The sequence below is a fragment of the Aquimarina acroporae genome, assembly GCF_023195925.1.
GTDB classification, from domain to species: domain Bacteria; phylum Bacteroidota; class Bacteroidia; order Flavobacteriales; family Flavobacteriaceae; genus Aquimarina; species Aquimarina acroporae.
In genome coordinates this window covers 35371-48285 of the sequence record NZ_JALPRE010000001.1, presented here as the reverse complement: position 1 = coordinate 48285, position 12915 = coordinate 35371, and the positions used below count along the sequence as shown (strand labels likewise).

Sequence of the window (12915 nt, the reverse complement as noted above, 5' to 3'; positions counted from 1 at the left end):
ATTACACCACACAAAATTCACATTTGAAAATGAAAAAAGTAACAAAACTCTTATTATCCATCTTGGTTTTATCAACATTTCAATCTTGTTATGTTATGAAAAAATCAGATCAGTTTTTTGGAATAGAAACCTCAACCAACAATACCTTGTACCTTATAGATATTTCTGGTAGTATGGAAGGTATCGATGAAGGCTCAATAAAAGATCAAGTAATGCGCGAAGCTGGGAACAAAGCAGGAAATGTAGTAAGCAATGCGATTGGAGGGAAAATTGGAAATATTCTTGGAAAACAAGTTACCAAACAAGCCACCAAATTAGGTGCCGTTAAACGAAAACTAATTCCGGCGATAAAAGGATTACCTGATGGAAAAAAATTCGTTGTTTTTGCATATAACAACGATGTCACAAAGCAATCTCTAGAACTTAGAGTAGCCAATAATATGGCCAGAACCTCAGCAAATATTTTTGTAGAAAACCTGAAAGCTGGCGGTGGCACCAATACTGCCAAAGGTCTAGCTGAAGCTCTTTCTACTCCAGGAGTTCAAGAAATTGTATTGATGAGTGATGGTCTTCCCAATGGAGGTCCTGCAGCAGTATTAGAAGAGATAAGAAGGATAAATACCAATAACGTTATCATTCATACTATTGCTTTCGGAGAAGATGCAGATCATAATTTCATGAGAACTCTAGCCCAAGAAAATAATGGAACATTTATAACTTCTAAAATGTAACTTATATGCTTATTGATCATAATTATATAAGAGTTATTTGTAGTACCCTATTTTTTATAGGCTTTTCATCAATAGCCATTGCACAAGATTGTAATGCTGTCCCCTTTATGAATACAGGTGCTTCACTAGAATATACTTCTTATAACAAAAAAGGTAAGAAAGAAAATACTACAACGCATGAGACGTTATCTGTCACAGGAGAAAACAATGATCTTTCTGCACGTATCAAGGCCACGGTTAGAGATCAAAAAAACGAGGAAACCTTTAGTACAGAATACAATGCTACCTGTAAGAATGGATTATTTGCATTAGATATGCTGCGTTTTTTCAACTTTGATAAACTTTCAGAACATAACAAAAATAATTTAAGCCTTAAAATAGATGGTGATGTCTTGGAATTTCCTGTGGGAATGAAACCAGGAGACCAACTTAATGATGGTAACATTGCCATAAAGGTAAACAGTGATAACTTCACATTGGTCACGATGACTTTCAAGGTTTTTAATAGAAAAATTATCGGACAAGAAACCATAACTACCGCTGCTGGCACCTATAATTGTCAAAAGGTGACGTTTAATTTTGAATCTAAATTTGGGATCATAAATGTAAAAGGCACTGGTGTAGAATGGTATTATAACGATGCAATGGTGGTTAAGTCTGAATCCTATAATAAAAAAGGAAAACTTATCGGATATCACGAATTAACTGGTATTTAAACGTCGTTTGGACACTGAATACAATTAAAAAAGAGAAAATTATTACAAACTAAAAATATAAATTATGATAGTATGGTCAGGAAGAGGGTACCTAACAGTCGTGGTACTTGCTGTAATTCTTTTTGGTTTAACCTCTGTGCTTCCCAAGGAGCAAACCAATTTGTCATATGCGATAAGTCTTTTCGCTTCGGCAATTTTTAGCTGGTTTATGGGTAAAAAGTGGAATGAGTCTAACCTAAAAACAATGGTTGACAAAAACACAGGAGAAGAATTTATCTTAAAACCCAATCACAGCTTATTTTGGATCAAAATGCAGTACTGGGGTATCATCTTTGGTATCCTTGGAATAGTTATGCTGGTTAAACAATTTTCGTAAAATAAACGGAATACAATTATTGGTTTAACAACCAAAAACTCTTAACAAAGAGACACTTCTATTAATATTTTTGAGGGAATAGACCCCAATGTATTCAAAATGAAATATTTTGATATATTGGGGTTAATTATTTCATAGATAATAGTCGTCAAAAAATTAATTCAACCATCTCCAATGAGACATTCTCATTATATCTTTTTTCTAGTTCTTTTTTCAATTTTATATGTTGATGCTGCTCAAGAAAATGAATCATCTACTTATACCCAAAAATCAAAAAGAGAGGTCAAACATTTTATTCTGAATACTAAAAATACAGATTCGATTAAAAGCTTTCTATCCAGCATCCTTTCAACAGATATAGATTTGGCCAAAGAGTATTATCTTACTTTTTTAGAAAGAGGAGTAACAGAAAAAAATCAAAACATTCAATTTCATGCCAATTACTATTTAGGCGACATTGCTTATACCAAGGGTGATTATATAACTGCGCTAAAGCATGGAGATATTGCCACAAAAATAGCAGAAGAGTTAGACGACGTAAGTCTCCAATTATCTTCTTATACGCTAACGGGTAATTCTTTTTTCGCGATAAGATACTATAACAATGCTAGTACACAATATCAAAAAGCCAGGGAGGCTGCAAAAATGTTAAACAATAAAGAAAGTGAAATAGCTAGTGAAATTAACATCAACAATTGTTGGGTCAGAATAAATCGATATGACGAAGCTTTACAATCTTTTGCAGAAATCGATAAGAAATTGCAGCTAAAAGAATATCGCGGATATTTATATTACAGTAATTTTTTATCTACTCAAATTGGTGCTGGGGTGTGTAATTATAAATTAGGAAACTACCCCGAGGCTATTTCCTACTATAAAAAAGGACTTGCCACAACAAAAAACCTTCAACTAACCGAAACGCAGGCAATCTTTCACAACACCTTGGGTGAAGCTTTTACGGCAAAAAAAGAATATCAAACAGCCATACAGCATTTAGACACGGCCAAGGTTTTGGCTTTACAAACCAACAAAGTTTTTGATCAAAATTTATTTACCACTAGCTACCATCTTGCCTCTCTCTATTTTCAAAAACAAGAGTTCCAAAAAGCTCTTGATATCTTAAAAGAAAATTTTAATACAATATCTTCTGAAAAAGAAGAAAAACAGGTTGAGAAAATAGATGAGATGTATGATATGGCAAAGAAATGCGCCAAAAAACTAAATGATCCTGAAAACCAATTAAAATACAGTAATGCCTATAATGATATCATCGCTACAAGACATGAAGACGATATCAGGACTAGAGATCTACTATATGACTATGATCTATTGCAACTAGAAGAAGAGAAAAATATTTTGCAATCTAAAAACAGCTTTTATATTATCGGACTTGGAATAGTCATATGCTTACTCCTATTTTTCTTTATTTATCATATTAAAAAACAGAAGAAGAATAAAAAGATCTTTGCAGAACTTCAAAAGAAATTAAATAAAGAAGTAGACGAAGAAAACACTTCTTCTAAAAAGGAGTTTGTTACCGATCAAAAAGTAAAAGACTTATTCCAAAAACTCCAAAACCTCGAAGCTACTCAATTTTATTTAGCTGTAGACTGTAATTTATATACGACTGCCAAGCAAATAAACACCAACACCTCTTATTTGTCTAAAATGATGAATACTCATAAAGCACAGTCTTTTAATGATTACATCAATGCATTAAGAATTAAACATTGTCAAGAACAACTTAATACTGATGCAAAATTTAGATCCTATACTATTAAAGCAATAGCTAATGAATTAGGATATAAAAGTGTAAACACATTTGCATCGGCATTTAAAAAACATACGGGACTGTCACATTCGTATTATATAAAACAAGTACAGATTTCTGTTGCTGAACAAAAACAGCTAATTCCTTAAAAATGAAATACTAAATATTATCAATTTTATAAAATTGATAGAATTACAACGTATTTATTATCACTTAAACTAGGAAATATTCTATTTTTCACTTTTAATCATACAACCAAAAAAAATGAGGACAAATATTATTTTATTTTTATTTCTTTTGATGAACTATTCTTTATTCTCTAATTTCACTGGTAGCTTTTACGATAATAAAAGTGACAAAAAAGATAATAAAGAGATATGTTCACCTTTTAGTTATCAAATATCTATTACTGTTGAAATTTATAAGGATAAAGCGTTTTTAATTCCACCTAATGACTTTAGAATTGATGAGTACTCAAATGTTAGTTTGAACGTTTATTATCAATATAAAACTGAACAAACGAACCTTAGTGACGTAAAATTGGAAATTGCTCCTTCAAGTACCTCGCTAATACCCGTAAAAATACCACCTCCAAATCAGTCTTCGGGAAGAATGATAACAATAAATCAAAACTCAAAAACTTATCTTGGCACTTTTACAGTACATAATTACAGGAATTCAACACCAGGAAGTAAAAGTATCGGTTTTGGACTAGTTGATTGTAATACCGAAAATTGTGACCTAACAAATCCTAATTACCTTTACCAAACATCGGTAGATTACACTGTTTATGAATATAAAGACCTAAGACCATATTATAACGATTATACTGTTACTGGCAATACAGCAATATTCGCTTTAGGAGTTTGTGACGATTATAGAGGGGAATATGAGAATGTCAACAACGATGTACATATCTATATATCAGACGATAAAACACTGGATAATACCGACTTACTTGTTTACACCAAACGTTTAACCGGTTTTCATGATCCAAACGACTATTTTAACTCATGTGTTTCCGCAGATTTTCGTGTTAATATCAGTCTACTGTCAACTTGGGTTTCACAAAATAAACATCTTATTTTAAAAGCGGACGCAACGAATAGACATTATGAAAGTGTTGAAGACAACAACATCCTATCTATTCAACTTCAACCTGAACTTGAGATATCTGATATTAGAGCCTACAAAAGACCCGATACTAACGTAATCTTATCTAGTACTATCACAAATACAGGAAACGTACCTTCTGAGGTGTCTAAGTTAGATTTCTATGTAGAGCGATATCCAAGAACATTCGTATCCAGACGTACAGTGCCTTCGCTACAACCTGGTGAGTCTTATACAGTTAATTCATTGGTTACCTGGCAATATTATTCTCTTGTCTTACATGGTCGGGATTTAATCGTTATCGCAGATGCAGATAATAATGTAACCGAAATTGATGAGACCAATAATGAGAAAATATTTAGAATCCCAAGAAACTTAGGAAGTTCAAACAATGAACAAACCTATGTAACCATAGCACCCAACCCCTACTCGTCTTATATTGAGTTTCATTACCCTGTAAATTATGTAAACACCGATATTAAATTAAGCATTTATGATCAACGAGGTGTTCTACAATATCATACCAGTAAATTTCATGAAGAAACCGGAAATTTTAAATTTAAAATTTATGCAAATGAAATTAATAATGGAATAAATGGCGTATATTACTATTCCTTTCTATTAGGACGTTTTAACACCTCATATTTTCCTTTTACCGGAACCATTATAAAGCAATAAACCATTGTATTTTCAAATATCTTAAAACCCTTATTTATGAAAACTCAAATTTTAAATTTAAAAGATGTAAGAGTCCTATCAAAACAAGACCAAAAAACCATTCATGGTGGTTTTTTTGGTTGCCAACCTCAAATTATCGAGTGTAATTCTGATAGTGATTGCCCTTGTTCTACATGTGGCGTCACTTTTAGTAATAATGGAGTAGATTACTTTATTGATATCTGCGCTTACTAAGTCTTAAAAAAACTTACTTAAAATCACCAAGAGGCTTCTGCCTTTGGTGATTTTTTTATTGCAAATCTTATATTAGAGTACTGCAACTCCTACTGGTAGTCTTTTAAAAACCTTTCTTTTATTCTTCTTTACCTAACAATTGGGAATCTAGAATTACCATCACGCTCTTTTCTCGCTAAAACATATGGTCAATTTTATAAAATTGACCACTCACCTTTTTTAAAACCAATGTTTTACATCTAGTTTTACCCTAAACAATTTCAGCTGAAACAATATCAATTTATTAATCTATAAAACTATAATCACATGAATCTTACTAGAGGAATTATTTTTCTCATCTGTGCTATTGCATTTATGAGTTGTCAAAAAGAAGATGATTTGTTCCTAGAAGAAACCACAAACCTGGAAGTTACTGATAACAGTTTTGAGAATGAGGTTTCATCAAAATCATCTGTGCAAACCATTTGTTATGGAATACCTATTCCTGAAGGATATATTCCCGTACAATATGTCTATCGTAATTTTTGCCCATATATTCAAGGGATGACTTTCAATGCAATAGTGATAAAGAAAGACGACTCCCCAAGAATCATTAATGCTGGAGCAGGATGCGACGATAATTATTGCATATGGATTGTTGGCGAAAACTTTGAACCCGATGCCTATATAGATATCAGAACGACAACTGGCGAAACTATTATTGGTACGTACAGAGGTGCAGATAGGCAAATTAATATTTCTCCCAATGGAGATGACACCATGTCCATACGATTGCGCACCGATTTAGAAAGATCAGAATTTGCAAGCAGAGGCCTTAGAATTTGGGTGGTAAATCCTGAAGCAAGAAAATGGGCAGATGGAAGAACCGTAAAAAGACCAGGAAACCCTAATCCCAATGATGATTGCAACGGAGGAGATTGCATAGATCCATGAAACCCAATTTTCAGTTAAACTCATAATACTATATTTTAAAAACCATCAAAATGAAAAAAACATCAATTATACTATTTTTTATTACATCGATAATATTATGCTCTTGCGAGAAGGAAAATATTGATAATCCAAATATTCCAGAAATCTCTACCGAAAATTCAAACACTGAGATTAATCCGAAATGGCTAACCTATTGTAACAGTTTTAAAGGACGTGTTAATTTTAGACAATCGATAGGTTTAAACAACAGTATTCCCACAGCTCCAACAGGTACTTTTATACTAGAAAATTGTCCTAACGGAAATGGTTCGTGTTTTCAAGTATTGCAGAGAACGGTTAGAAATGGAGAGAACTTTAACTTTTATGTATTAGGAGTAGATTTTAACGATCTTGATACATTTAGAGTGAAACTCTATCCAAACGACACCAATCAAACTTCTACCGATTTCACATTCATGTACTTAGGACCGCAATTTGGTACTGAAAGAAATTTAGGGGCTAGAAATGTAGAATTAGGTCAAGCTGTTTACAACAATCTTAGTTTTGATTTCCCTGGAGTATGTAATGACAACACAGGTGTACAACATTAAAAACAATTCTGGATGTAAATAGAACATCCCATTCAAAACATATGTTTGTAGAGAAGCGTGTTGGGGTATGCTTACTCTTGATAAACAGGTCATCACTGGCCTGTTTATTTCCATTATGTTGTCATAACTATATAATATTAATAGGACTACTATTCGAAATTCTGGAAAATCAATCGAAATTCCAGAATCTCCAGAAATGTTATTTGCTCTAAACACCCGTACTTAAATAAGTTTGAAAACAATCTAATAGAGCACTTTCTAAACTTAAAACTATTAAAATCATGAAAAACAACATCTTAATTTTTCTAACCTTTATTTCAATAACGTTGATCACTTCTTGTGAAAAAGACACTCTAGAAGAAATCAAATTGGAATCTGAAGCATTAAATAAAAATCGTCTCATAACCGTGACTCCAAAAGAAGTAGGTGGTTCAAATTATGTAATGTTCGACACTCAAGGGTATCAAAACACTGGGGTTTGGAGCAGCCCAGACAATTTAAAATTGGTTGTAGGACATTATCATTTAGATCCTGCCAAAGTAAATACTCAATTACGTACCATGTATCAAAATGGTCAACGTAAAATTGCATTAATGATATGGTATACACATTTTCCTTCACATTGGCCAAACAGTGATACTCACATTCACACCATAAGAAGTAATGCTTATCGATTACCCGCACAACAAGAACAAAACCTAAAAAATGTTTTGGGACTAATAAAAAGTATTGGATACAATGAAGTGGTGTTACGCTTTGCACAGCAAGGATTAGCAGATCCAGGAGGTTGGTCTTCATGGAATGAAACGCAATTTCAAGAAAACTGGAACTTTATTTATCATGCCATTAATACAACCGAAACAAAACTGGGGAACCCATCTTCTATCAAAAGAGTGTATGATCTTGGTGTAGAATTAGGAGGCATAACAAGAGGACAATCTATACCTTATGTGGATAAATTATGGAGAAATTTCTCATTTAGATTTCCTCATCTTAAAAGTACAGGTTTTTCTGTAGCCTATGCCCCGGGGAGGTTAGATAAGCTCATTAAAACACTAAAACCTACAGGAAGAACTCCAAACGAATATGCCATAGATATTTACGGTGGCGCAAGTAATGCTATACGAACGGTAAAGAATGAATTATCAAGAAATGGAGATGCAAACAAGACAGTGGTAATTCAGGAAACTTATTATAATGATGCATTACAATACAACCAATTCATTAGTAGTATAAAAAGTAACAGGCTTAATGTAAGATATATTATGCAGTGGCCATTAAGGAGAAATTACCACAGAGCACACTTCAGTGAAAATTACCCTAGATATTTCGACAATTATCTTCCATTAGACGTTGAGCACACCGGACGATAATTATAAAAGAATTGCGTCCAAAACATTTTAAATAATTCTCCGGAGATCGACTTCGGAGAATTCTAAATAACAATCTTAAAATTCAAAAATTATGAAAACATATTTCGACAGAATAGACTATAAGATCATTTCAAGGCCCCAGCAAGCAACAATCTGTGCGGGTCAAACTATCGTAAACTGGGTATGTGCAGAATACCATAAAGAAAATGGTAATGATAGTTCCCAATTCAAGTCACTCCCTAGTGGATGTCAATAAAAAACAAAAATTATGATTAAAAGTATCTCATTTCTTATAATGACTGTATTGTTATTGACAGCGTGTAGCTCAGATAATGATGTAGCTACAGAAACCGATTTTGAATATTCAGACAACAAAAGCAGCCAAGCTTCTATATGGAATAACCTCAATAGAAGTTTCCCGAGTTCACCAACAAGTAACAAAATAGGCGTTTCATGCCATAATTGCTACGCTCCCGAGAATAGCGCAAGGCTATCCCCTACTTTAGATATTATTCATGCTGCTCAAGATGCCGGAGCCGACCTTATTGAACTTGATGTATATCTTCTCAACAATACAGTTTATGTAAATCATATACGACAAAACATAGGTACATTAAAATTGGAAGATGTACTCAAAGATTCAAAACTCAGATATGGAAATCAACCATTGTTCATAGAGATTAAAGAAGCTAATGACTCAAGTATAGGTCAAAAGTTAATCTCACTTTTAGATCAGTATGGGTATATATCAAGTGGTAGGCCAGTAGTTATAAGATCTTTTTCTGATGCAAACCTGGATCATGTAAAAAATTATTTACCTACATATTCTTTACGGAATTATGTTCATTTGAGTAGATTATTTGGTGAAGGTGCTACCGTAAATGACCTTCAATGGCATAATGATATTCGAGCACAACAACAAAGAGGAAGAAAAATGGTTGAATTCAACTATCGGTCTCCAAATTTGATGTCTAAAATCATGTATGCCAAATCTCTTGGACTTGCCACTAACTTATATACACTTACCAATTTTGCCGAAGTATATGTGGCTGGGTTGCGTAACGAATTGGATGCTGTAACCATTGAAGCTGGATATAAAAGTAAAACTAGTAATATAAATCTTTCAAGAAGGGTAATTTTAGAAAACTCTCAATTAGTATACTCCAATTTTGCATTACAATCATTTTCACAAAACAGATATACAGTATATGACCAAAACCAAGGAAGAAGCTTTTATCTTTCATCAATAAACTCCCCTACTCTTGAAAATCTTAATACCGGAAGAGATCGGTTTGGAAAATCTTTGGTTTTCAACACTCCTGATCAGGAGTTTATTAGAACCTGGGATCGCGATAATAACCATAGTGGAGGCTTTTTGGTTACTGCCGTCGTAAATTTTGATGATCTTAATCTGGCCCCAGGAGAAACACAGGCTATTGTTCAAAAGGCAGATGCCGCGGGTTTTGCTCTAGAGCTTCATAGAGCAGGTTCTGGAAATACGGTATTACGATTCGGAATTCACAGAAACGGGAGATATCATTACTCTTCTCTTCCTGTGACCAACCTAAATACAAATAACTCTTATATACTCATTGGTGCATATGATGGGAATGGAGGAGTTCATCTATGGGTTGATGAGAATCATGCCCAACCATCTTCAACGGTAATTGGTGGAGTTACTCAAAACAACAGTCCCATTATTATTGGTGCAGATCCGCAAGGTCCTAACAATACTAGATTCCATTTTTCAGGTAAAATTCAAATGGTAAATGTAATTAAATGGAATAATCATTAAACTTTAGAAGATAAAGTCATCATTCAAAATTGGTGACTTTATCTTTTCGGAATGGTAATCAGTTCTGTTTGTCGTTCATTTACATACCTGAAACCGTCTTTACCCCAAAAACCTGCCTCTTCAAGCATAATTCTAATATTTTTCTTCCATTGCGGTAGATTTACAGTGGTATTTAATTCTATTGCATATACTGTATTTTCATATAGCGGATAATCTCCTGTACCAGGAACTCCTTCTTGCGAATCCCACATTCCGATAGTTGGCCCAGAAGAATGCCCATAAAATCCCAGAGGATGTGTATAAATAGATGGTTCTAATCCTTGGTTTCTTCCATCTGACAAAGATTTAAGTAATATTTCATTACCTGTCTTTCCTGTTTCAAAATTACCCGTTAAAATATCCTGTACCTTGTTTCCATCGGCGAATGCCTGTTCCAGAAAATCTGGTGGTGCAGTTTCTCCATTTTTAAGAATGTATGCGTGTTGCTGGCAATCTGTATTTAATCGCAAATAGGTAATTCCAAAATCGCAATGAATTAGATCTCCTGGTTGAATGATTTTATCTTTTGGTCGATCAGAAAACGATACAATATGACTTTGCAATGCTTCCCCACTACGCTGAATATCTACGGTAGGATGAAACCAGGTTTTCAGTCCTAAATCTGTAGCCTTTTGACGTAACCACCACACTACATCATCTGTTGTTGTTTCTCCGGGTTTAATAACAGACATACTGAAAGCTTCGGCTATAATATCATGAGTTATTTTAACCAATTCTTTATAAATTTCCATCTCCTGCTCTGTACGGGTCTCTATCCAAGCAATAGCAAGTTTTTCAGCAGAAACAACTTTAGGATGAAAAGCTTCTGGTAAAGATTGCATAAACTCTTTATAATCGGTTCTTACAATTCCATCTGCAATACCAAAATTGGGCGAATAATTAATTCCTATCTTTTCTGGATTCCTTTCGGCAATAATATCTACCAAGGCCTTCCATTGGTCAGGTTGTTTTTCTTTATCCCATGCCGAATCTATATTTTTTCCAACATTATATCTTGCAACCGCAAGTTTTTCCATTTTATTGTCAGTCTTATTTCTATAAAACACTAAAATAGTTCTTCTTCGCGCGTTATGCCATGTAGATGGTAGCATAGTCCTAAGTACCGGATCTTCATTATATTCTCTCGAAATAATCACCCACATATCGATACCTGTTCTATCCATTAACTGCGGTAATAGATGATCAAATCGATCTTTTAACATCATATCTATAGCTACTGCACGTTGACGCTGAGGCAGTATTTGAGCTTGACTAGCAAAATGAAAGAATACGAATAGAATGAATAATTTCTTCATAAGTGAGGTAGTGTATTTGTGTGAGTTTATTGGTGAATTAAAAGTATCACAAAATTAAGTAGTCTCAAAACTACTATGTAGAATTCTTACTATAACCCTCAAGTTAGAACAAAAAATAAACTATGATTTATTGTTTAGCAGAAACTAACTCCAACGTTTTTGATCTTTGCACCTTGCCATTTTCGGTTTCTATAAACTGTGGAAGAAAGTATATTTCTTTAGGAATTTCGTATTTTGAAATCGTTTTAAGATCATTTATGGCTTCTTTTAAGCGTAGATATACGATTTCATCATAATCGGTCTCAATTACTAATACCACTTTATCACCTAATACATCGTCTGGAATACTACTCACAAAAAAACGGTGCCCTATTAAAAGCTGCAGCTTGGTTTCTATTTCTTCTGGATACAACTTTACCCCACCGCTATTGATAACATTATCAATGCGTCCTTTCCAAGCGAATTTTTTATAGGTTTTCAATTCGGCTACATCATTGGTAACTATTACCTTTTCGTTTAGCTCTGGAGCTTTTATTACCAGACAATTACGTTCATCTAAACTCAGAGTGATATTAGGTAATGCCTTAAAAAGACCAGCATCTTTTTTTTCTTTTTTCTTCGGATTTACTCTTCTTGCTGCAATGTGGGATACGGTTTCAGTCATCCCATAGGTTTCAAAAATCTTTGTCTTTACCCCTTGAACCAACTCTTTTAAGTTTTCAGATACCGGACCACCACCAACTATTAGTTTTTTAATAAGATGCAACCGATTTAAGGAGTTATCTAGTTGTAGAGGAACCATTGCACAAAAATCGTATTGTTTATATACAGTATCTAAGGGATTTGTTCTGGGAGGTACCAAATCTATCTTCCAACCCAAGACCATAGCCCTTACTAGCATCATTTTACCGGCAATATAATTTGCAGGCAAACATAAAAGGGCTGTAGTACCTTCTTCTATTTTAAAGAACCTACCCGTGGCTTTGGCACTATTGATCATATGCCGCTTAAAAACCTTAATTTTCTTTGGTTTTCCTGTTGAACCAGAAGTTTGGACAACAATATGATCTTTATCGTTTAACCAATCTATTAAAAAACTACCAGCCTCTTGCTCATATACTTCTCCTTCTTTTATAAAAGTATACGCAATACGTTTTAACTCCTCATTATCTGGAGATTGCTTGTTAATAGAGAAACCTTGATGTATTTCGGGGGTAGAAAATGTATTCCTTGTTTCCATATCCAAATTT

General features: G+C 33.6%; 13 protein-coding genes. 11 read left to right on the top strand and 2 right to left on the bottom strand.

Features of this window, described 5'->3' with window-relative positions:
• Positions 1-95: 95 nt before the first annotated feature.
• The 11 genes from M0D21_RS00235 to M0D21_RS00185 all read left to right on the top strand — a co-directional run bounded on the left by M0D21_RS00235 (position 96) and on the right by M0D21_RS00185 (position 10310).
• Positions 96-731, top strand: coding sequence for a VWA domain-containing protein (locus M0D21_RS00235; RefSeq protein ID WP_248325386.1), 636 nt, complete (start codon positions 96-98; stop codon positions 729-731).
• A gap of 5 nt (positions 732-736) precedes the next feature.
• Positions 737-1447 (top strand): TapB family protein, encoded by a 711-nt coding sequence (locus M0D21_RS00230; protein WP_248325384.1) that lies wholly within the window; start codon positions 737-739, stop codon positions 1445-1447.
• 64 nt (positions 1448-1511) lie between these two features.
• Positions 1512-1823: a hypothetical protein gene (locus tag M0D21_RS00225; protein ID WP_248325382.1), complete on the top strand. Its 312-nt coding sequence runs from the start codon at positions 1512-1514 to the stop codon at positions 1821-1823.
• Positions 1824-1997: 174 nt separating this feature from the next.
• Positions 1998-3743 carry a helix-turn-helix transcriptional regulator gene (locus M0D21_RS00220; protein ID WP_248325380.1) on the top strand — a complete coding sequence of 582 codons (1746 nt, stop codon included), beginning with the start codon at positions 1998-2000 and terminating at the stop codon, positions 3741-3743.
• 115 nt (positions 3744-3858) lie between these two features.
• Positions 3859-5385 (top strand): CARDB domain-containing protein, encoded by a 1527-nt coding sequence (locus M0D21_RS00215; RefSeq protein ID WP_248325378.1) that lies wholly within the window; start codon positions 3859-3861, stop codon positions 5383-5385.
• 36 nt (positions 5386-5421) lie between these two features.
• Positions 5422-5619, top strand: coding sequence for a hypothetical protein (locus tag M0D21_RS00210; RefSeq protein ID WP_248325376.1), 198 nt, complete (start codon positions 5422-5424; stop codon positions 5617-5619).
• Between the two features lie 306 nt (positions 5620-5925).
• On the top strand, positions 5926-6552 hold the full coding sequence (locus M0D21_RS00205; protein ID WP_248325374.1) for a hypothetical protein: 627 nt from the start codon (positions 5926-5928) through the stop codon (positions 6550-6552).
• Between the two features lie 50 nt (positions 6553-6602).
• A complete protein-coding gene (locus M0D21_RS00200; protein WP_248325372.1) occupies positions 6603-7142 on the top strand; it encodes a hypothetical protein in 540 nt (179 codons plus the stop codon).
• A gap of 281 nt (positions 7143-7423) precedes the next feature.
• Positions 7424-8515: a hypothetical protein gene (locus M0D21_RS00195; protein WP_248325370.1), complete on the top strand. Its 1092-nt coding sequence runs from the start codon at positions 7424-7426 to the stop codon at positions 8513-8515.
• Between the two features lie 91 nt (positions 8516-8606).
• Positions 8607-8771: a hypothetical protein gene (locus M0D21_RS00190; protein WP_248325368.1), complete on the top strand. Its 165-nt coding sequence runs from the start codon at positions 8607-8609 to the stop codon at positions 8769-8771.
• Between the two features lie 12 nt (positions 8772-8783).
• Positions 8784-10310: a PI-PLC domain-containing protein gene (locus M0D21_RS00185; protein ID WP_248325367.1), complete on the top strand. Its 1527-nt coding sequence runs from the start codon at positions 8784-8786 to the stop codon at positions 10308-10310.
• 38 nt (positions 10311-10348) lie between these two features.
• Here the strand turns inward: M0D21_RS00185 and M0D21_RS00180 are convergent, their stop codons facing one another.
• Positions 10349-11665, bottom strand: a complete 1317-nt coding sequence (locus M0D21_RS00180) for a M24 family metallopeptidase (protein ID WP_248325366.1) — start codon at positions 11663-11665, stop codon at positions 10349-10351.
• A gap of 127 nt (positions 11666-11792) precedes the next feature.
• Positions 11793-12905, bottom strand: coding sequence for an AMP-binding protein (locus M0D21_RS00175; protein ID WP_248325364.1), 1113 nt, complete (start codon positions 12903-12905; stop codon positions 11793-11795).
• Positions 12906-12915 lie beyond the last annotated feature (10 nt).